The organism is Sphingomonas segetis (genome assembly GCF_009720245.1).
Taxonomy (GTDB): domain Bacteria; phylum Pseudomonadota; class Alphaproteobacteria; order Sphingomonadales; family Sphingomonadaceae; genus Sphingomicrobium; species Sphingomicrobium segetis.
This window is the reverse complement of sequence record NZ_WJSQ01000038.1, coordinates 1-19,687: the sequence shown is the minus strand read 5'-3', so window position 1 is coordinate 19,687 and position 19,687 is coordinate 1. Positions and strand designations below refer to the sequence as shown.

Annotated in this window: 18 protein-coding genes, 1 tRNA gene and 1 pseudogene; 8 read left to right on the top strand and 12 right to left on the bottom strand. The window is 66.0% G+C overall.

What is annotated here, in order from left to right:
* Positions 1-244: pseudogene (locus GH737_RS05745) on the bottom strand (hypothetical protein); the annotation flags it as partial.
* A gap of 122 nt (positions 245-366) precedes the next feature.
* Here GH737_RS05745 and cpdR point away from each other — a divergent pair.
* Both cpdR and GH737_RS05735 read left to right on the top strand, forming a co-directional pair.
* On the top strand, positions 367-744 hold the full coding sequence (cpdR, locus tag GH737_RS05740; protein ID WP_155263895.1) for a cell cycle two-component system response regulator CpdR: 378 nt from the start codon (positions 367-369) through the stop codon (positions 742-744).
* 164 nt (positions 745-908) lie between these two features.
* Positions 909-983: transfer RNA gene (locus GH737_RS05735), tRNA-Val, on the top strand.
* A gap of 89 nt (positions 984-1,072) precedes the next feature.
* Here the strand turns inward: GH737_RS05735 and GH737_RS15745 are convergent.
* Positions 1,073-1,369 (bottom strand): hypothetical protein, encoded by a 297-nt coding sequence (locus GH737_RS15745; RefSeq protein WP_230558648.1) that lies wholly within the window; start codon positions 1,367-1,369, stop codon positions 1,073-1,075.
* 10 nt (positions 1,370-1,379) lie between these two features.
* Between GH737_RS15745 and GH737_RS05725 the strand changes: the two genes are divergently transcribed.
* Positions 1,380-2,405, top strand: a complete 1,026-nt coding sequence (locus GH737_RS05725) for a sensor histidine kinase (protein WP_230558647.1) — start codon at positions 1,380-1,382, stop codon at positions 2,403-2,405.
* 19 nt (positions 2,406-2,424) lie between these two features.
* On the opposite strand, the gene GH737_RS05720 is transcribed toward GH737_RS05725, so the two are convergent.
* Positions 2,425-3,957: a TadA family conjugal transfer-associated ATPase gene (locus GH737_RS05720; RefSeq protein ID WP_155263892.1), complete on the bottom strand. Its 1,533-nt coding sequence runs from the start codon at positions 3,955-3,957 to the stop codon at positions 2,425-2,427.
* Positions 3,958-4,114: 157 nt separating this feature from the next.
* On the opposite strand from GH737_RS05720, the gene GH737_RS05715 reads away from it, so the two are divergent.
* On the top strand, positions 4,115-5,845 hold the full coding sequence (locus GH737_RS05715) for a hypothetical protein (protein ID WP_155263891.1): 1,731 nt from the start codon (positions 4,115-4,117) through the stop codon (positions 5,843-5,845).
* A gap of 290 nt (positions 5,846-6,135) precedes the next feature.
* On the opposite strand, the gene GH737_RS05710 is transcribed toward GH737_RS05715, so the two are convergent.
* Positions 6,136-7,404 carry a glycosyltransferase family 2 protein gene (locus GH737_RS05710; RefSeq protein WP_155263890.1) on the bottom strand — a complete coding sequence of 423 codons (1,269 nt, stop codon included), beginning with the start codon at positions 7,402-7,404 and terminating at the stop codon, positions 6,136-6,138.
* Between the two features lie 149 nt (positions 7,405-7,553).
* Between GH737_RS05710 and GH737_RS05705 the strand changes: the two genes are divergently transcribed.
* Entirely contained in the window at positions 7,554-9,263 is a 1,710-nt protein-coding gene (locus tag GH737_RS05705; RefSeq protein WP_155263889.1) for a hypothetical protein, read from the top strand.
* Here GH737_RS05705 and GH737_RS05700 read toward each other — a convergent pair.
* The 6 genes from GH737_RS05700 to GH737_RS05675 all read right to left on the bottom strand — a co-directional run bounded on the left by GH737_RS05700 (position 9,260) and on the right by GH737_RS05675 (position 15,198).
* Positions 9,260-9,517 carry an ATP synthase F1 subunit epsilon gene (locus GH737_RS05700; RefSeq protein WP_155263888.1) on the bottom strand — a complete coding sequence of 86 codons (258 nt, stop codon included), beginning with the start codon at positions 9,515-9,517 and terminating at the stop codon, positions 9,260-9,262. The genes GH737_RS05705 and GH737_RS05700 overlap by 4 nt on opposite strands.
* Before the next feature lie 2 nt (positions 9,518-9,519).
* Positions 9,520-11,049: a F0F1 ATP synthase subunit beta gene (gene atpD / locus GH737_RS05695; protein WP_230558646.1), complete on the bottom strand. Its 1,530-nt coding sequence runs from the start codon at positions 11,047-11,049 to the stop codon at positions 9,520-9,522.
* Positions 11,050-11,075: 26 nt separating this feature from the next.
* Positions 11,076-11,981: a F0F1 ATP synthase subunit gamma gene (locus tag GH737_RS05690; RefSeq protein ID WP_155263887.1), complete on the bottom strand. Its 906-nt coding sequence runs from the start codon at positions 11,979-11,981 to the stop codon at positions 11,076-11,078.
* 91 nt (positions 11,982-12,072) lie between these two features.
* Positions 12,073-13,602 carry a F0F1 ATP synthase subunit alpha gene (atpA, locus tag GH737_RS05685; protein WP_155263886.1) on the bottom strand — a complete coding sequence of 510 codons (1,530 nt, stop codon included), beginning with the start codon at positions 13,600-13,602 and terminating at the stop codon, positions 12,073-12,075.
* A gap of 41 nt (positions 13,603-13,643) precedes the next feature.
* Positions 13,644-14,198, bottom strand: a complete 555-nt coding sequence (locus GH737_RS05680; RefSeq protein WP_155263885.1) for a F0F1 ATP synthase subunit delta — start codon at positions 14,196-14,198, stop codon at positions 13,644-13,646.
* 130 nt (positions 14,199-14,328) lie between these two features.
* On the bottom strand, positions 14,329-15,198 hold the full coding sequence (locus tag GH737_RS05675) for an endonuclease/exonuclease/phosphatase family protein (RefSeq protein WP_155263884.1): 870 nt from the start codon (positions 15,196-15,198) through the stop codon (positions 14,329-14,331).
* Between the two features lie 81 nt (positions 15,199-15,279).
* Here GH737_RS05675 and GH737_RS05670 point away from each other — a divergent pair, with 81 nt between their 5' ends.
* From GH737_RS05670 to GH737_RS05660, 3 genes are read left to right on the top strand one after another with little or no spacing between them, the layout of a single operon-like run.
* The gene (locus tag GH737_RS05670; RefSeq protein WP_155263883.1) at positions 15,280-15,741 is read left to right on the top strand and encodes a DUF1203 domain-containing protein; all 462 of its coding nucleotides are present in this window, start codon (positions 15,280-15,282) and stop codon (positions 15,739-15,741) included.
* Positions 15,742-15,787: 46 nt separating this feature from the next.
* Positions 15,788-16,855 carry a bifunctional transcriptional activator/DNA repair enzyme AdaA gene (locus tag GH737_RS05665; protein ID WP_155263896.1) on the top strand — a complete coding sequence of 356 codons (1,068 nt, stop codon included), beginning with the start codon at positions 15,788-15,790 and terminating at the stop codon, positions 16,853-16,855.
* Between the two features lie 54 nt (positions 16,856-16,909).
* Positions 16,910-17,821 carry a CPBP family intramembrane glutamic endopeptidase gene (locus GH737_RS05660; protein WP_155263882.1) on the top strand — a complete coding sequence of 304 codons (912 nt, stop codon included), beginning with the start codon at positions 16,910-16,912 and terminating at the stop codon, positions 17,819-17,821.
* Here GH737_RS05660 and GH737_RS05655 read toward each other — a convergent pair.
* Positions 17,818-19,371 (bottom strand): hypothetical protein, encoded by a 1,554-nt coding sequence (locus GH737_RS05655; RefSeq protein ID WP_155263881.1) that lies wholly within the window; start codon positions 19,369-19,371, stop codon positions 17,818-17,820. The genes GH737_RS05660 and GH737_RS05655 overlap by 4 nt on opposite strands.
* Positions 19,372-19,476: 105 nt before the next feature.
* Positions 19,477-19,687: hypothetical protein (locus GH737_RS05650; RefSeq protein WP_155263880.1), on the bottom strand; the 211-nt coding region annotated here is incomplete at its 5' end.

Sequence of the window (19,687 nt, the reverse complement as noted above, 5' to 3'; positions counted from 1 at the left end):
CTCGTCGGGCGGGCTCGACCCGCGCCAGCAAATCCCGGTCGGCCCGGGATACCAGGTGCCGCTGCAGCGCGCGCCACACCAGCCGGTCGACCAGCGGGTCCTCTAAAGTCGCGAGGGCGGCCCTCCCCCCGGCGGCATCATCGATCAGCCAGTCGGGATAATCGCGGCCCGAATGGGGCACCGACAGCAGCACCGGCAGCGGGCCGCGCGGCGCGTGGACGATCGGGGAGGAAAGCGGCGTCACGTCAGCTATTGCGCCAATCTAGAGGATTTTGTGCCAGTTTAGGACTGCTCTCGAGGGGCTGCAACGCACGAGCCGCTTATTCGCTTCTGGCAAAAGCCAATTCGTGAGAGCATAGAGAGGCGATGGCGCGGATCCTCTTGGCCGAAGACGACACGTCGATGCGCGAATATCTGCAGCGCGCGCTGCAGCGCGTCGGCTACGAGGTCGAGGCGGTGGGCTGCGGTACCGAGGCGATGCCGCTGCTCGAACGCGAGCGCTTCGACCTGCTTCTGACCGACATCGTCATGCCCGAAATGGACGGGATCGAGCTGGCCCAAAAAGCGAGCGCGATCGACCCCGCCATCCGCGTGATGTTCATCACCGGCTTCGCCGCCGTCGCGCTGCAGGGCGGCCGCACCGCGCCCGAGGCCAAGCTGCTGTCCAAGCCGTTCCACCTTAAGGACCTCGTAATGGAGGTCGACCGAATCTTCCAGGCCGAGGACCAACACGGGCGCCTCTAGCGGTCTGGCTCAAAGTGGTACTGAGCCAAGGAAATTCGGAACGCACGTGTTCCGCTGCGATGCCCTTTTCCGATCGATTGGATGGGATGACGATGCGCCTTGCGCGGCTTCGTTCGCGCCCTTAAATGCCGCGCTTCCGAGGGGCCTTGCGCCCGACGGTCGGTGGGCGTGTAGCTCAGTGGTAGAGCACTGTGTTGACATCGCAGGGGTCGCAAGTTCAATCCTTGCCACGCCCACCATTTTTTCCTGAGAAATCCCACTTTCCAGCGCTCCTCGCCTGAGGCGCTTGGGTCAATCTCCGGCGTAGCTCCGGTGATGCAGTGCACAATCACGCCTTCCTTCCGATCGTCACGACGTTGCTGTTCGGCAGCGCGAACGCGCCGGGGCAGAGCGCCTCGATCTCGTCGATGATGCTCTCGGTCGCGGCCAGCGCCGCGCCCATGTTCTCCATCGAGCGCAGCGCGTAGTGTGAAAGGTAAGGACTCCGACCTTCTTCCGCGATGCCGACATGACCGGACAATCCGCGCGAAATGCCAGGGTTCCGCCGTCCCAACCTAGATAAACTTGTCTGGTTCGGACGTCCGCCGCCGGTTGCGCTGGAGGCGCGCTTGTGGCGTGCGGCCAATGCATTTAGCTTGCAGTTACCCATCGTGATCCTGCGTTCGCTTCCTTTCCGGAAACTCCCGGGCGACCGGCCCGCGCTAGGCGTCGCGGTCGGCATTGCGTTCCTGCTGCTCGCGTCGGTGCTGCGGTGGCTTCTCGGCGGGATGAGCGAAGGCTTCGGCCCGATGACCTTCCTGCCGGCAATCCTGCTCGCCGGGCTGTTCGGCGGCATCCGCATCGGGCTGGCGTTCGCGGCGGTCTGCACGTTCATCGCATGGGTCTTGTTTTTCCCGCCCTACGGCACGTTCACGCTCGCGACGCCGCACCGCATCTCGATGCTCATCTTCGTTCTGACCGCCTCGCTCGAGCTGTACGTGATCTGGAGCCTCAACGTCGCGATCCACGCGCTCGCTCTGTCGAAGGAGCGATCGAACACCTTGTTCCGCGAGTTGCAGCACCGGGTCGCCAACAATCTTCAGTTCGTCTCCGCGGTCCTGTGGGCTCGGCGCAAAGCGCTTCCCCCCGACAGCCCGGGAATGGAGGCACTGGATGCGGCGAGGGGTCGGCTCCAGATGATGTCGCGCGTGCATCGCCGTCTGCACGACCCGAAATCCGTCGAGGCTCCGATCGACGAATATCTGCGGGACTTGTGCACGGACCTCATCCAGGCGAGCGATACGCCCGGCGTGCGGCTGACCGTTAACGCCGACCGTGTCGTGCTCAACCTCGAAGCATTGATGTCGGTCTCGCTGATCGTCGCCGAGCTCGTCACCAACAGCCTGAAACATGCGTTCGCTGGCCGCGTCGACGGCGCGATCACCGTGAGCGTCGGCTGTTCGAAAGGGCATTGCACTTTGTCGGTCGCCGATGACGGGCCCGGGATGCCGGCGAGCTTCGACAAGCACGGCACGGGGAGCCTCGGCCAGGGAATCCTGCAAAGCCTCGCGCGTCAGCTCCGCGGCACAATTTCCTACGAGAGGGATGGAGGCACGGTGGCGAAGATCGACTTCCCGTCGGATTCACGGTCGGCCGTGCCGCGGAAAGCAGGGGACGGCTGATCCCGCCCCGGCCGAGGTGTCAGAGGCACGCCTCGAGATACGGCTGGTCGAAACCGAACTGCTTGGCCTTTTCGAGCGTGTAGGGGCGCAGGCCCATCGAACGGAACTCACCGAGGATCTTCCCGTCCGGGGTCTCGTCGAGATATTCGAACTTGAACAGTTCCTGGGTGACGATGACGTCGCCTTCCATCCCGATCACTTCGGTGATGTTGGTCGTGCGGCGAGAGCCATCCCGCAGACGTTTGACCTGAACGATCAGGTCCACAGAGTCCGCGATCTGGCGGCTGATCGCCTCCTTCGGGACCTTGATGTCGCTCATCATCACCATGTTCTCCATACGTGCGAGGCATTCGCGCGGGGAGTTGGAGTGGAGCGTCGCCATCGACCCGTCGTGGCCGGTGTTCATCGCCGCCAGCAGGTCGAAGCATTCCGGTCCGCGAATCTCGCCGAGGATGATGCGATCGGGGCGCATGCGCAGCGCGTTGATGACGAGGTCGCGGATGGTGATCGCGCCCTGACCCTCTAGGTTGGGCGGACGGGTTTCCAGCGGCAGCCAGTGCGGCTGCTGGAGCCGAAGCTCGGCAGCGTCCTCGATCGTGATCACGCGCTCGCCGGGGTCGATCATCTTCGACAAGGCGTTGAGCATTGTCGTCTTGCCCGAGCCGGTACCGCCCGAGATGACGACGTTCATCCGGCTCGCGCCGGCGATCTTGAGCACAGTCGCCATCTTCTCCGACATCGAGCCGAAGCCCTTCATCATGTCGAGCGTGATCGGCTTCTCGGAGAACTTGCGGATCGAGATGGCGGTGCCGCGAAGCGACAGCGGCGGGATGATGACGTTGACGCGGCTGCCGTCCTGGAGGCGAGCGTCGCAGAGCGGCGAGGTCTGGTCGATGCGGCGGCCGACCTTGTTGACGATGCGCTGCGCAATCTGGAACAGATGCTCCTCGTCGCGGAACTGGATTTGCGCGATCTCGAGCTTGCCCTTGCGCTCGACATAGGTCTGGTCGGGGCCGTTGACCATGATGTCGCTGATTGCCGGGTCGGCGAGAAGCTCTTCGAGCGGCCCGAGGCCGAGCAGCTCGTCGACCAGCACCTTCTCGAGCGCGAACTGCTCGCGGCGGTTGAGGTTGATCTTGAGCTCGTTCAGCACCTCGCTGATGATCGGCCTGAATTCCTCGGCGAGCTCGTCCTTGCTGAGCGTCGCGGCCGCTTCGGGATCGACGCGTTCGAGAAGCCGGGGAAGCACCTGCTCCTTGATCCGGTGGACCGAGGCTTCGAAACCCTCGCTCTTGCTGCTGGCCGCTTCGCCGCTTGCATTCTGGCGCGCCGTGAGGCGGTCCATCGCTCCGCTCAGACTGGAGCCGTTTTCGTCGGCCGCCGCATCCAGCGATTGCGCGAGATGCTCGATCGGCGGGAACTGTTCGCCGCCGAGTTCCGATTCCGACGACGTCGACTGGGTGACGCCCGGCCCGCCCTTCATCGGCTTGGCGACGCCGAAGCTGGGGCGTCCGCCGCTGCCGATTCCACCACGCTTGCCGAATGCGCTCATGCCGTTGCCTGCGCCTTGCTGCTGATTACGGCGAGGGTGAATAAGCGGGAAACTTTTAGAAAAAGCTAATTGCGGTCAATTGGACGCATTGCAGCCGCAGGGGCGGGCAGGGCATGCGCTCACCCTTTCTTTAACGGTCATCGCTAATGCCTGCGCAATGAACACGGAAACTGCGCTCGCCCATGACATCAAGGCGTGGAAGGCCCGGCTGGGCATCTGCGCCGCCGTTCTCGTCGTGATCGGCCTGTGGGCGGCGACCCTCAAGGCGCCGGTGATGGCGCTGAACCTTGTCCAGACGCAGGACGTGCCGGTTCTCTGCATCCTCGGCCTGTCGACGGTCCTGGTGGCGCTGTGGAGGCCGCGATGGGCGCTGCCGGCGCGCCTGCCGTCCGGCAGGTCGATGCTGTTGGCCGGCCTCCTGCTCGCGGCACTCGTCGCGTGGGGCTCCTATGGGCTGCTCGGCAATTTTCCGCTGTCGCGCGACGAGCACATGGTCCTGTTCGACATGGCGGTTTACGACCAGGGGCGGCTGGCGACGCCGATCGCGCCCTGGTGGCAGCCATTTGCGCTCGCCATGGAGCCGAACTTCCTGCTCAACGCCGATCAGCCGAGCGGATTCGTCTCGGCCTATCTGCCGATGAACCCGATGCTGCGGCTCGCCTTCTCGAAGGTGGCCGATCCGGCCTGGTTCAACCCGCTGCTGGTGGTGATCGGAGGAGCGGCGCTGCTCGACATCGCAAAGCGGACGTTCGGAGAAGACCGGCGCGCACGCTGGGTAGTCCTGCTCGTCTATGCCTTGTCCGCGCAGCTTCTGGTTACGGCGATGACGCCATTTTCGATGACCGGGCACCTCGCGCTGAATCTCGTCTGGCTTGCGGCATTCCTGCGCGGCGGCAAGACGGGCCATTCGGTCGCGATCGCCGCCGGTTTCGCCGCGACGGGTCTGCATCAGCTGGTCTTCCACCCGTTCTTTGTCGCGCCCTTCCTGTTGTGGCGGTTGAGGCAAGGGCAATGGCGGCTCGTTGCCGGCTATGCCCTCGCCTATGCGGCGATCGTCCTGTGGTGGGCGGTGTTCCCGCTGTTCGTATCGCCGTTCGTCGCCGGGCCGCTCGGCCGCGCGACCAACGCCAATGTCATTACCGACAAGCTGATCCCGCTGCTTTTCATCCACGATCCTCGCACGATCCCGCTGATGATGCTGAACCTGCTTCGTTTCACGGCCTGGCAGAATTTCGCGCTGGTTCCGCTGCTCATCGCCGCGGTTCCGGTCGTGCTTCGCAAGCGGGGGTTCGCCGGCGCTCTCGCGCTCGGGATCTTCGCCTGGCTGCTGTTCCTGACCGCGATCCTGCCCGAGCAGGGGCGGGGCTATGGATACCGCTACCTTCACGGCTATCTCGGCAGCTTCGCGCTCCTCGCGGGCTTCGGCTATCGTGAGCTGGAACAGCGCATCGGCCGGCAGGCGGACGGCGTGGTTGTCTTGATGAGCGGCCTGACCGTGGTCGCCGCGCTGCCGCTGCTGTTGGCGGCGAGCTACCGGTTCATGCAGCCGCACCTTGCGATGGAGCGTGTGATCGAAGCCCAAAAGACGCCGTTTGTGCTGATCGACGATAATGGGTCGAAGGCGCGCGATGGTGGCTGGGCGGAAGGTGCGGGCGACCATGTCCGCAATCTCCCCGACATGAGCAACCGTCCGCTCCGTTTCTCTGCGGAAGTCCTTCCGGCGGAGCTGCTTTCACGGCTGTGCCGGGTAGGGCCGGTGACCCTGATCACGAGGGCCGACATCAACAAGGCCGGGCTCGGCGAGCTCCCGGAGAGTAGCCCCAAATTCGACGCGCTCGTCCGCGCAGCGGCGCGAGACGTGCCGGGATGCATCCGCAAACGCTCCTGAGCTGCCGATCACCGTCCCCTGATCCTCGTGGGTGGCGGGCGTGGAAGTGCACTGCGTAGCCCATGAGCGGTGCTGCCGGGCGGCTTCGACGCGACAGCATAGACAGGCGCATCCACAGGTCCGCCGAACCCGGCTATGGGCGGCACCGCCGCTGCCATGGCAGGCGAATGCATTTGTTGCGGATGTGCCGAGGAGCCGTCCGGCAGCCTCATGACGCGAGCATTACAGCTTTGGGCGGACGGCCCGGGCAACATGGCGAGGGGGCCGGGCCGACGCGCGGCCGGGTTGCCTCAGGCCGCGATGCTGACCTGGTCCACGGCCTTTGCAGGCGCGCTGTGGCCGGCCATGAATTGCGCCTCATTGCCACCGACGATCGCAAGCAGGAAGCCGCCGAGCACGTTCTGAAAGCCGAGAGTCACGCACAAGGTCCCGACGACGGCCGGCACGACGCTGTAGGTCGCGGCGAAATCGCGCATTTGCCATTGCCACACGACCATGCCGAGCACGGCGATGCCGGCCGCGATGAACAACCCTCCGCCGATCAGCATCGACTCGAGGTGCACTCGGCGTGTCAGCTGCCGGGTGAATGGATTGGGCAGACGATATCCTGCACGCACGCCGTAGATGTTCCCGGCGGCGGCGAGGATTCCCGACATGTGGCTGAGGCCCAGCATCGCTGCCGCAAGGATCGTCCAGTAATTGCCGATCCGCGGGAAAGAGCCCGGCGCAAACTGGTGCATGACCGCAGCGAACAGCAGAGCGATCGAGACGATCGAGCCCACCAACGCCGGAACGCCGAACACCCAGGTAGGCGAGAGCATGAACAGGTAGCGAAGGTGCCGCCAGCCGTCGCGCCACGGCCGCAGGTGCGGCGGCCGGTCGCGGAGGTCGGGGAGGAGTTTCACGGGAGTCTCGGCGATGCGCAGGCGCTTGAGCGCGGCCTTGATCACCATCTCGCTCGCGAATTCCATGCCAGCGCCGCTAAGGCCGAGCTCGAGGAATGAGTCCTTGCGGATTGCGCGCAGTCCGGAGTGCGCGTCGCTGATCCCCGGGCGGAAGAACAGCTTGAGGATGCCGGTGAGGACCGGGTTGCCGATGTAACGGTTCTTCCACGGCATCGCGCCCGGCGTGATCCCGCCCTTGAAGCGCGAGCCCATGCACAGCTCCGCGCCTTCCTCCAGCTCGCCGATCATCGCGACGCCGTCGGTGAAGTCGTAGCTTCCGTCGGCGTCGCCCATCAGGATGTAGCGGCCGCGCGAGGCCTTGCCTCCGCCGATCAGCGCCGCGCCGTAGCCGCGCTCGGCGACAGGCACCACGCGCGCGCCGAGACCGGTCGCGAGCGCCTGGCTGCCGTCTGTCGACCCGTTGTCGGCGACGACGATTTCGCCGCTGAGGCCATATTGATCGGCGATCCGGCGCAGCGCGTCGTTGGCGTTGGCGATGCAGTGCGGGAGGCACTGCACTTCGTTGAGGCACGGCATGACGATCGTCACGTCGACGCCCGTGGCGGGCGCAATCGACCGCGCATGCTGAAACTGGCTGGCCGGCTCGTGCCGCATCGACTTCCCCCGTTGTCTTTCGACGAGGGTTACGGGCGACGGTCTAAGGAAGTGTTAATTATGTTTCGAAACAATTCGCGCCTGAACGCAGCACCGCATCGACGGGGCAGCAGGCGCTCGATCTCGGGATTGCGCGGAGGGGGCAGGGGTTGATTCACGCGGAAATTGCGAAGCCTGGGCCGGCGCTGCGCGGCGTAGCGGTGCCGCTCGCATGCGTCCTCGCCGCGTTCGCGATGACGGCGGCGTTGAGCGCCCCGGGCCTGCTGCCGCGCTATTACTTTTTCCATCAGGATATCTTCGTTCTCGGCGGCTTGCTGGCGCTGCTCGTTGCCGGGAGCGTGCTTCGTGGCGGAGCCTCCGCGCCGATGCGCCGGACAGCCGTGCCGACGATCCCGAAAGTGGCCGTCGCGGCAGCAATTTGCGCGATTCTGCTTTGGGCAGGCACCCACCTGCTGTTCGGCGATTACGCGCTCTCGCGCGACGAGCAGATGGTGCTTTTCGACATGGCGGTGTTCCGCCACGGCCAGCTTGCCGCTCCTCTTGCCGCCGAGTGGCGCGGCTATGCGGACGCACTGACTCCCGCCTTCCTGCTGCCGCTGCCCGGCAATGCGGCCTGGGTGTCGTCCTATTTGCCGGTGAACGCCATGCTCCGGTCGCTGTTCGGGAGCCTGGCCGATCCCGCCTTGATGAACCCTTTGCTCGCCGCTGCCGGCGCGGTCGCGACGTTCGATTGCGCACGGCGGCTGTTTCCCCGTCATCCGGGGGCGCAGGCCATCGCCCTGCTGATGTATGCGACCTCCGCGCAAGTGCTGGTCACGGCGATGACGCCGTTCGCGATGACCGGACACCTCGCCCTCAACATGATCTGGCTTTCGCTATTCCTGCGCGGCAAGCGGGCGGCGCATGCGGCGGCGATCGCGACCGGCTTTCTCGCGATGGGGCTGCACCAGGTGATTTTCCATCCGCTTTTCGCCTTGCCGCTGATCGATCATCTGCGGCGACGCGGCGAGTGGCGCACAGCCCTCGCTTACCTCGGCAACTATGCGCTGTTCGGGCTGTTTTGGCTTTCCTATCCGCATCTCGTTGCCGCATCGACCGGCCTGGTTTCGCAGTCCGGACCGACCGCCGCCCTCGGCGGCTTTTTCGTCGAACGCGTCTTTCCGCTGCTGACGGCGCGCGATCCGCACACGATCCCGCTGATGGCCGCCAACCTGCTCCGTTTCGTCGCGTGGGAGAATCTGGCGCTCGTCCCGCTGATTCTGCTCGGTTTGGGCGCCGTCCGCCGCGGCGAGGGTCTGGCGCGGGCGCTCGCCGCAGGCATCATCCTGACGACCGGCGCGATGACGGTTCTGATCCCGTATCAGGCGATCGGCTGGGGCTATCGCTACCTCCACGGACTGATCGGCGGCTGCGCGCTTCTCGCTGCTTACGGCTGGCGCGATTATTCGGACCGGTCGGAAGTGCGGGCTTTTGTCGTCGCGGGCACGTTGGCGACCCTGGTCGGCGCCATTCCCTTCCTAGTGTGGCAAGCGGAAAGCGTCACCAAGCCCTATGCGCGCGTCGACCGGATGATCGACGGCATCGACGCCGACATGGCCGTGGTTGAAACCGAAGGCCCGGTCTTTCGCATCGACGAGGTGCGCAACCACCCCGACCTGAGCAACCGTCCGATCCGTCTGGCGAGCCACCTGCTCTCGACCGCGGACATCGCCATCCTCTGCGCCCGGGGCAGGGTTGCGTTCGTGGATGCTGGCCGGATGTCGGAGCTGCGCATCGGACTGAGCGAAGTCCGGGGCTCAGCACATTTGCGTGCGCTGCGTGCCGCGGCACCCGAGCGCTGCCGCGCCGCCGGCTTTTAGCCCGCGCTCTCCGCGAGCACCGTCAGGCCGCGGTCGCTGACCTCGGCGAAGCCACCGGTGACGGGGATGCGCTCGGGCTGCGCGCCCTGGCTGCGGTAGACGGCGATCTCGCCGTTGCGGAGCGTCGTCATGTAGGGCGCGTGGCCGGCCATGATGCCGGACTCGCCCTCGACGCCGGGAACGACAACCATGTGGACGTCATCCGACATCACCAGCTTGTCGGGGGTCACCAGCTCGAAATGCAGTTCGGCCATATTTACGCCTCGTGCGCCAGCTTCTCGGCCTTGGCGACCGCTTCCTCGATCCCGCCGACCATGTAGAAGGCCGCTTCGGGGAGGTGGTCGTACTCGCCGTCGACGACCGCCTTGAACGAGCGGATCGTGTCGTCGAGCTGGACGAACTTGCCGGGGATTCCGGTGAAGACTTCGGCGACGTGGAACGGCTGCGACAGGAAGCGCTGGATCTTGCGCGCGCGGCTGACGGTCAGCTTATCCTCTTCCGACAGTTCGTCCATGCCGAGGATGGCGATGATGTCCTGCAGGCTCTTGTAGCGCTGCAGAGTCTCCTGGACGGCCCGCGCGGTCTCGTAATGCTCCTGCCCGACGACGCGCGGCTCCAGCACGCGGCTGGTCGAATCCAGCGGGTCGACCGCCGGGTAGATGCCGAGTTCCGAGATCGCGCGGCTGAGCACGGTGGTTGCGTCGAGGTGGGCGAACGAAGTCGCCGGCGCCGGGTCGGTCAAGTCGTCCGCCGGCACGTAGATCGCCTGGACCGAGGTGATCGAGCCCTTGTTGGTCGAGGTGATCCGCTCCTGCAGAGCGCCCATGTCGGTCGCGAGCGTCGGCTGATAGCCCACCGCCGACGGGATGCGGCCGAGCAGCGCCGACACTTCGGAGCCCGCCTGGGTGAAGCGGAAGATATTGTCGACGAAGAACAGCACGTCCTGGCCCTCCTCGTCGCGGAAATATTCGGCGATGGTGAGGCCCGAGAGCGCCACGCGGGCGCGGGCTCCGGGCGGCTCGTTCATCTGGCCGTAGACCAGCGCCACCTTGGAGCCCTCCGGCGTCGGCTTGCCGTCCTTGTCCTTGGCGATCACGCCCGCGTCGAGGAACTCGTGGTAGAGATCGTTGCCCTCGCGGGTGCGCTCGCCGACTCCGGCGAACACCGAGGTTCCGCCGTGGCCCTTGGCGATGTTGTTGATCAGCTCCTGGATGAGCACGGTCTTGCCAACCCCGGCGCCGCCGAACAGGCCGATCTTGCCGCCCTTGGCGTAGGGCGCGAGCAGGTCGATGACCTTGATTCCGGTGACCAGGATCGAGCTTTCGGTCGACTGGTCGACGAACGGCGGAGCCTCGGCATGGATCGGCGCCGATTGGGCCGCTCCGATCGGGCCGAGCTCGTCGATCGGCTCGCCGATGACGTTCATGATCCGGCCGAGCGTCATCGGACCCACGGGCACGCGGATCTCGGAGCCGGTCGAGCGGACTTCCTGGCCGCGCGTCAGCCCATCGGTCGAGTCCATCGCGATCGTTCGAACGACGTTCTCGCCGAGGTGCGCGGCGACTTCGAGCACCAGCCGGTTGCCGCCATTGTCGGTCTCGAGCGCGGTCAGGATCGGCGGAAGCTCGCCCTCGAACGCGACGTCGACGACGGCGCCGATCACCTGGCTGATACGGCCGGTAATGTTGCTCGGGGAGGTGACGTCCGCGGGTCCGGAACCGGTGGTGGAGGTCGCGGTCTCCTTGCGGCTGCGGCTGCGGGTTTTCGGCTCGGCTGCGGTGGCCATTTCTTTCTTCCTTGCGTTCGGTCTGGTTAGAGCGCCTCGGCGCCCGAAATGATTTCGATCAGCTCGGTGGTGATCACCGCCTGACGGGTCCGGTTGTACTGGATCGACAGGCGGTTGATCATGTCGCCGGCATTGCGGGTCGCATTGTCCATCGCGGTCATCTGCGATCCGTAGAAGCCGGCCTGGTTCTCCAGCAAAGCGCGATAGACCTGCACCGCGATGTTGCGCGGCAGCAGGTCGGCGAGGATTTCCTCCTCGTCCGGCTCATATTCGACCGCTGCCGGCGCTGCCGCCTTGTGCGCGGCAACCGGTTCGGCTGCCTCGTCGGACGGGCGGCGCGGCGCGACGGGGATGATCTGCTCGACGGTCGGCTCCTGCACCAAGGTCGAACGGAAATTGGCATAGGCGAGGTGGACCACGTCGATTCCGTCGGTCGCGTAGCGGTCGACGATGTCCTTCGCGATGCGCTGCGCGTCGGCGTAGGTCGGGTTCTTCATCTCGCTGGTGTCGTACTGGGCGATGATCGAGCGGCCGTAGAGCCGCTGGATGACCGGGCGGCCTTTGCGTCCGACGATGTAGAACAGGACCGTCTTGCCCTGCGCGATGAGGTCGTCGGCCTTGCGGCGAGCGGCGCGGACGATGTTGCTGTTGAACGCCCCGGCCAGCCCGCGGTCGCTGGTCGCCACGATGATCAGGTGGGTGTCGTCCTTGCCCGTGCCGGCGAGCAGCTTGGGGCTCTGCGGTCCAGGCGTGATCCGTGAGGCGAGGCTGGCGACGACGTCGGTCATGCGCTCGGAATAGGGCCGCGCGGCCGTCGCATTCTGCTGGGCGCGGCGAAGCTTCGACGCCGCGACCATGTTCAGCGCCTTGGTGATCTTCTGCGTCGACTTGACCGAGCCGATGCGGATCTTGAGGGCCTTGAGACTTGCCATTCGTTCCCTGCTTTCGCCATTCCCGCGACAGCGGGAACCCAGTTCCTTGTCTCGCTGGGCCCCCCGCGTTCGCGGGGATGACGAGTGTTAGTTACCCAAACTGCTTGCCGAACTCGGTCAGCGCGTCCTTGAGCGCGGCGGCGGTGTCGTCGTCGAGCGTCTTGGTGTCGCGGATTTTCGCGAGGATTTCCGGCTTATCCGAGCGGAGGAAGCTCAGCATCGCCGCTTCGTAGCGCACCACGTCCTTCACATCGACGCTGTCGAGGAATCCCTGCGTACCCGCGTAGATGGAAGCGACCTGCTCCTCGACCGGCATCGGATTGAACTGCGGCTGCTTGAGGAGCTCGGTGAGGCGCGCGCCGCGGGCGAGCAGGCGCTGGGTCGACGCGTCGAGATCGGAGCCGAACTGCGCGAAGGCGGCCATTTCGCGATATTGGGCGAGCTCGAGCTTGATCGAGCCGGCGACCTTCTTCATCGCCTTGGTCTGCGCGGCGGAGCCGACGCGGCTGACCGACAGACCGACGTTAATCGCCGGGCGGATGCCCTGGTAGAAGAGGTCGGTTTCGAGGAAGATCTGACCGTCGGTGATCGAGATGACGTTGGTCGGAATATAGGCCGAGACGTCGCCGGCCTGGGTCTCGATGACCGGGAGGGCGGTCAGCGAGCCCGCGCCATGATCGTCGTTCATCTTCGCCGCGCGCTCGAGCAGCCGGCTGTGGAGATAGAAGACGTCGCCGGGGTAAGCCTCGCGGCCCGGCGGGCGGCGCAGCAGCAGTGACATCTGCCGGTAGGCCACGGCCTGCTTCGAAAGGTCGTCGTAAACGATCACGGCGTGCATGCCATTGTCGCGGAAATATTCGCCCATCGCGCAGCCGGTGTAGGGTGCGAGGAACTGCAGCGGCGCCGGCTCCGAGGCCGTCGCGGCGACGACGATCGAATATTCCATCGCGCCATTCTCTTCGAGCGCGCGGACGATCTGGGCGACGGTCGAGCGCTTCTGGCCGATCGCGACGTAGATGCAGTAGAGCTTCTCCGCTTCGTCGCCCGACTTGTTGATTTCCTTCTGGTTGATGAAGGTGTCGAGCACGACCGCGGTCTTGCCGGTCTGGCGGTCGCCGATGATCAGCTCGCGCTGGCCGCGGCCGATCGGGACCAGCGCGTCGAGCGCCTTGAGCCCGGTCTGGACCGGCTCGTGAACCGACTTGCGCGGGATGATGCCCGGCGCCTTGACCTCGACGCGGCTGCGCTCGGTGGTCTCGATCGGTCCCTTGCCGTCGATCGGGTTGCCGAGCGCGTCGACGACGCGGCCGAGCAGCGCCTTGCCCACGGGCACGTCGACGATCGTGCCGGTGCGTTTGACGGTCGAGCCTTCCGAAATCTCGGCGTCCGAGCCGAAGATCACGACGCCGACATTGTCGGCCTCGAGATTGAGGGCCATGCCCTTGGTCCCGTTCTCGAATTCGACCATCTCGCCGGCCTGGACATTGTCGAGGCCGTAGATGCGCGCGATTCCATCGCCGACCGAGAGCACGGTGCCGACTTCGGAGACCTGCGCTTCGGCGTCGAAATTCGCGATCTGGTCGCGGATGACGCGGGAGATTTCAGCGGCGCGGATGTCCATGGTTCTTGCTTAGCCTTTCATTGAAGCCTTTTGTCAGGCTTTCAGCCCTTCATTGCCTGGGCGAGACGGTTGAGTTTGGTTCGGATCGACGCGTCGATCTGCTGGCTTCCGAGTTTCACGATGATCCCGCCGAGAAGCGAAGGATCGACGGTCGAATCGATATTGACGTCGCGGGCCGCGCGGGCGCGGAGCTGCTGCCTGAGTTGGGCAAGCTGATCGTCGTTCAAGGGCCGCGCCGTGACGACTTCGGCGGTGGCCTCCCCGCGATGCTCGGCCGCGAGCCGGCGGAAGGCGCGGATCACGTTGCGGAGTTCGCCTTTGCGGCCGTTCCTGGCGAGCACGCCGAGGAAATTGGCCGTGATCTGATCGAGGCCGAGCTCCGGCGCGAGCGCGGCGAACGCCTTGCCGGCTTCGTCGCGCGAAACCAGGGGGCTCGCGACCAACTCGTTGAAATCCTTCGAGTCGAGCAGAGCCTGGCCGAGCGCGTCAAGGCTCTTGCCGATGGCTTCGATCTGCCGCTGATCCCGGGCGAGGTCGAACAAAGCGGACGCGTAGCGCCCTGCTAAGCTGGCCCGAATGCCGCCGGAATTATCCACGCGCGAAAAGCTCCAGAAACGGAATGTTGCCCCGATGCGAAAAACGGGGCGTGAAAACGGCTTGCGCCGCACGCCCCCGACCGGTTGGCGCGGCCCCTAGCAAGCACGTTGCGGCGATGCAACCGCCTGCTTAGCGCTTTGCCCCGCAAGCAGCGAGATCGGCCACCACCGGGAAGTGATCCGAAGCGACGCGGCCGCTGTCGCCATGCCAGGCAAGGACCGCATAGCGGTCGACGATGATGCCGGGCCCGACCAGTACGTAGTCGATTCGGGGACTCTTCACCGGCAGGGCGTCGAAATTGTTGAATGTGCCCGTCGGGCCGAGCGGCGGCGATGTGGAAGCGCCCCGCGAATCGCGCAGGCCGAGCGCGGAGGATGTCAAAACCTGATACGCCGGCGAGCCGGGCTCCGAATTGAGGTCGCCGGTCACCAGGATGGATTCGCCCGGACGGCGGTGAGTGGAGAGGAAGCGGAGGATTTCGCGGGCACCCTCGAGGCGCGCGGTTTCCCCCTCGTTATCGAGATGCGTGTTGAGCGCGAGGATGCGGTGCCCGTCACCGCGCCGGACGAGATGTGCCCAGGTGGCGATTCGCCGATAGGCCGCATCCCATCCTTTCGAAGGCACGTTCGGCGTCGGTGACAGCCAGAACGTGCCGCTGGATTCGACGCGGAATGTCGAACGATCGATTGCAAGGTTGGAAAATTCGCCCGCGGACCGGCCATCGTCGCGGGCGGCGCCGAGGAAATCATAGCCCGGGAGTGCCTTTTCCAGGTCCGCCTTTTGCCCGGCGACGACTTCCTGCAGGCCCAGGATTTCGGGGTGCATCAGCTGGACCTGACCGATGAACTCGGATCGCCGCGCGGACCAACGGTTTGGGCCGTCGGACTCGAGATCGAGCCGGATGTTGTAGGTCATGACGCGCAGCGGCGGGCAGACCCGTGGAGAAGGGGCGGCCGACACGCTCGCCAGGGCTGCCATCAGGATTCCGAAGCCGACCACGGCTTTCTCTTAGGGAGCAGCCCGGTTTGACCGCAACCCAGCGGAAGCATCGACGCGCGAGGTTTGCGTAGGAAAGCACGCATGACCTACCGAATCACCGGGCTGGACGCGGCGCCTTACAAGCCCCTTTTCGCTCTTTCCGACGCCGAGCTCTCCGGGCGCGGCATTGTCCGCATGACCGTCACGGAAAAACCGGGCTTCCCGTGCCGCGTCAGCCTTGTCGACCGCGACGTCGGTGAGACGGTGCTCCTGCTCAACCATTTGAGCCACGACGTCGCGAACCCCTACCGCGCCAGCCACGCGATCTTCGTCGCCGATGTCGCCCGAGCCGAGTTCGTCGATCAGGTGCCGCCGGTGTTCGAGAGCCGGGTGCTGTCGCTGCGCGGATTCGACCGCGACGGGATGATGGCCGAGGCGCTCCTCACTCAGCCGGGAGAGGCGGATGCCGGCATCCGCAGGCTGTTCGACAATCCCGCGGTCGCGACCGTTCACGCGCACAATGCGGTCCGAGGCTGCTTCTCGGCCAGAATCGAAAGGCACTGACATGGCCACCCTTGCGCCCCTTTCCGAGCGGTCTAGATCGCATCCGATGGCGACCGTCACCCGCCTCGATCCCGACACCGCCTGGGCGGCCTTCATGCGCCGCGACCGCAGCTGGGACGGCCAGATCATCGGCGCGGTGAAGACCACCGGCATCTATTGCAAGCCGAGTTGTCCGGCGCGGCGGCCAAAGCGCGAGCACGTCGAATTCTTCGCTTCGGGCGAGGAGGCGAGGGCCGCGGGCTATCGTTCCTGTCTCCGCTGCAAGCCGGACGAGGTCGGCCGGGACCGGGAGGCGGTGGCCGCCGCTGTGAAGCTGATCGAGCAAGCCGAAGCCGCGCCGGGCCTTGCCGAGCTGGCCGAGGCGGTCGGCTATGCCCCGCACCACTTCCAGCGCATCTTCAAGCGTGATCTTGGGGTCTCGCCGGCCGAATATGCGCGCGGGCTGCGCAATCGCCGGACCGAGCAGGCGCTCAAGGCGAACGGCCGGGTCACCGATGCGGTCTACGACGCCGGGTACCAGAGCCCGAGCGGCTTCTATGACGATGCAAAGGAGAGGCTCGGGATGACGCCCTCGGCGTGGCGCGACGGCGGGCGCGGCGAAACCATCCGCTGGACGACGTTCGACAGCCCGCTCGGGCAGATGCTGATCGCCGCGACGTCGAAAGGGATTTGCCGGCTGACCTTCGACGACAGCGACGCGTCGTTGCGGCGGCTCTTCCCTAACGCGACGATCCTCGGCGACGAAGGCGGGTTGAAGGCGCTGGTCGAAGGAGCTCTCGCGGCGATCGAGCGGCCGCTCGCCATGCCCGACCTGCCGATCGACGTCGCGGGCACCGCTTTCCAGGAGGCGGTGTGGCGCGAGCTCAGGAAAATCCCCGCCGGCGAAACGCGCAGCTATGCCGAGATCGCCGCCGCGATCGGCGCGCCGAGGGCAGTCCGCGCCGTCGGCTCGGCCAACGGGGACAATCATGTCTGCGTGCTGATCCCTTGCCATCGCGTAATCCGCAGCGACGGTTCTCTCGGCGGTTATGGCGGCGGCATCGACCGCAAGAAGAAGCTGCTGGCCGCCGAAGGCCACGCCGTCGCGGAGCCGGAGCTACCGCTCGCCGATTAGTTGCTTGCCAGCGCCCGCCGTTTCGGCTGAACAACAGCCGTAAGGGGGAAGGCAATGCAGGAAGAGATCGCGGCGGAAGCCGAAGCGCAAAAATCGCGGTGGCGGCGGATCGTCGATTATCCGCTGATCGCGATGGTCCTCGCGATCGTCCTCGTGATCCTCTGCTTCACCGCGGGCATGCTGATCGCCCAGTATCTCGTGCCGCCGATCCCCGGCTTCACGCTGCCGATGAAGTTCGACCTCGTCTCGATCCCGATCCTGCTGCTCGCATATTATTTCGTGATCCGCCGCATGGGCGAGCACCCGCGCGACGACTATCGCGACCCGCAATGGGCGCGGCATCTGGGTCTCGGCCTCCTCGCCGGCCTGGCGGTCTTCTCGGCCGCCGTGGCGGTCGCGGCGATACTCGGCATCTACCGCATCGTGGGCGCCGGCGACGCGAGCAATCTGCTCCCGGCGTTGCTCGCATCCGCGATCTTCCCCGCCGTTTCGGAGGAGCTGATCTTCCGCGGGATCCTGTTCCGCTGGATCGAGGAATGGGGCGGCAGCTGGGCGGCGCTGCTCGTGACCTCGATCCTGTTCGGCTGCGCCCACCTCCTGAACCCCCACGCGAGCCCGATCGCGGCGCTCGGAATCGCGCTCGAGGCCGGCATCATGCTCGGCGCGGCCTACATGCTGACCCGAAGCCTGTGGTTCCCGATGGGACTGCACGCCGCGTGGAATTTCACGCAGGGGGAAATCTACGACATCCCGGTCTCGGGCACGAACGTCCACGGCCTGGTCGACGCCCGCCTCAGCGGGCCGCCGCTGCTGACCGGCGACGGCTTCGGGCTGGAGGCTTCGCTCATCGCGATTGTCGTTGCGACCGTGTTCGGGTTGTGGTTGCTCCGGCTCGCCATCCGCAACGGCGAGCTCGTGCAGCCCCGCTGGGTGCGGCGGCGGCGTCTGCGCGAGGCGGCGGCCTAGTCGCCCTTCTTCGCCTCCGCCTCCTGCCGCGCCATCTCCTTCGCGAGAGCCGTGTACGCCTCCGCGACCTTCTTCGCCTCGATCAGATCGATCACCTCGTGCAGGTTCTTCTGCGTCTTGGATTCGTGCGGGTTGAGCGCGAGTGGGAGCAAAATGTCGCGCGCGAGCTCGCCCTTGCGCTCCGACAGCAGCTGCCGCGAGAGGATGAGGCGCAGATCGCCATAGTGCGGCGCGGCGAGATAGGCCTGCTCGAGCCCGATCAGCGCGCTCTCCGGGATCCGCTCGCCAGCATAGAAATAGCTCAGATAATTGTAGAGCAGCGGCGCCGGATGCCGGGTGTCCTCGTCGTGCGCCTTGGCCAGCGGAATTCGCGCGGCGGCGAGCAGCTGCTTGTTCTTTTCCTCCTTGCCGCGCTCGACCAGCGCCCGGCCCTTGGCGATCAATCCCTCGATGCCGTCGGGACGCAGCTGGATCGCGCGGCCGGCCGCAGCCTCGGCCGCCTGCAGGTTCTCGGCGTCGAATTCGGCTTCGGAGAGCGCGAGCTGTACCGGGTAGCTGTTGGGATAGCGCGCCGCGGCGTCGCGAGCGTCGCCGGCAACGCCGGCCGCCTCCGACCGCAGCACTCGGGCTTTGGAACGGAGCTCGACCCGGATCGCCGCTTCTTCCTGGTCGCTCAGCTTGCGCAGCGTGACTCGCGGCGGCGCGGTATTCGCCGGGCGTACGTCGGCGCCGTAGAGCCGGCCCCTGTTCTTGTAGGCGCCGATCTCATGATCGAGCTTGTCGAGGTCGCCGAACGCCTTGGTCGCCGCCTGGGGGGAAGGGACGCCCGAATCGACCAGCTTGAGATAGGTCTGCAGCTGCCCTTTGCGGCTCGGCTCGAACGTCAGATAGTGGTTCATCAGCCAGCCGACCGTGTAATAGCCGTACCAGTCCTCGAAATCGGGCTTGGCCGTGCTTGCCAGCAGGCTCTTGGGGCTGACCGTCATCATGCTGTGAAACAGCGCGTCGGCGCGCCAGTTCGGCGGATTGCCGACGTGGAAGGTCCCGTCCGGCTTGAGGTCGATCGTCGCCAGCGTCTCGGCGAACGCCTCGATGTACCAGCTCGGGTAGCCGGCCGGGAAATATTTGAACATGAAGTGGTGGGCATATTCGTGGAACAGCACCGACTTCGGGTCGAGGTCGGTGCGGCTGTCCCTCTTGATGATGCTGCCCAGGTCCTTCGAATCACGAACCGGAGTGAAGGCGACCGGCGTCAGGTCGGGGCGATAGAAGCCCGCGGCGGGAGCGTGCGCCAGCCGGCCGATGTCGTCGACGTCGCCAAAGCGGAAGATGGTGACCCGTTGCCAATCGGCGGTAATCGGCTCGAACTTGGTGCTCTGCAGCGAGCGCAGCGCATTGTCGTAGCGCTCCAGCTCGGTTGCGAACTTGCGCGTGTCGCCCTCGTCGTCCTGCGAATAGATGATGAAGTGATCGGTCCGCGCTTCCCACCATTCGGCATGGGCCGGAGCGGCAAGGAACAGGACGGAAATGATGAGAAACAGACGACGCACGATGATGACCCCTCCCCGGCAAGCGTGGCTGCTAGCAACACCTTAGGTGTTGAAACAAGAGGAAAATCCTTGAACTCCGCCTTAGTGATCGAGATCAAGCTTCGCCTAGAGGAAACTGTACGGGTCGACGTCGACGCCGACCCGGACCTTTGCGCCCCACTCGATCCCGGCGAGCCAGTCGCGGATGACGTCCTGGACGTCCAGGCTTCGGCGGGCATGCACGAGCAGCCGCTGGCGGTGGCGCCCGCGCAGCATCGCGAGCGGGGCGGGGGCCGGGCCGAAGACGGCCATCCCGTCCACCTGCGGTGCCGCATTG

Bases quoted from the DNA above. Each gene is read 5' to 3' on its own strand.
- cpdR (WP_155263895.1), top strand. From the start codon at position 367: ATGGCGCGGATCCTCTTGGCCGAAGACGACACGTCGATGCGCGAATAT.
- GH737_RS05720 (WP_155263892.1), bottom strand. From the start codon at position 3,957: ATGAGCGCATTCGGCAAGCGTGGTGGAATCGGCAGCGGCGGACGCCCC.
- GH737_RS05715 (WP_155263891.1), top strand. From the start codon at position 4,115: ATGAACACGGAAACTGCGCTCGCCCATGACATCAAGGCGTGGAAGGCC.
- GH737_RS05710 (WP_155263890.1), bottom strand. From the start codon at position 7,404: ATGCGGCACGAGCCGGCCAGCCAGTTTCAGCATGCGCGGTCGATTGCG.
- GH737_RS05700 (WP_155263888.1), bottom strand. From the start codon at position 9,517: ATGGCCGAACTGCATTTCGAGCTGGTGACCCCCGACAAGCTGGTGATG.
- atpD (WP_230558646.1), bottom strand. From the start codon at position 11,049: ATGGCCACCGCAGCCGAGCCGAAAACCCGCAGCCGCAGCCGCAAGGAG.
- GH737_RS05690 (WP_155263887.1), bottom strand. From the start codon at position 11,981: ATGGCAAGTCTCAAGGCCCTCAAGATCCGCATCGGCTCGGTCAAGTCG.
- atpA (WP_155263886.1), bottom strand. From the start codon at position 13,602: ATGGACATCCGCGCCGCTGAAATCTCCCGCGTCATCCGCGACCAGATC.
- GH737_RS05670 (WP_155263883.1), top strand. From the start codon at position 15,280: ATGACCTACCGAATCACCGGGCTGGACGCGGCGCCTTACAAGCCCCTT.
- GH737_RS05665 (WP_155263896.1), top strand. From the start codon at position 15,788: ATGGCGACCGTCACCCGCCTCGATCCCGACACCGCCTGGGCGGCCTTC.
- GH737_RS05660 (WP_155263882.1), top strand. From the start codon at position 16,910: ATGCAGGAAGAGATCGCGGCGGAAGCCGAAGCGCAAAAATCGCGGTGG.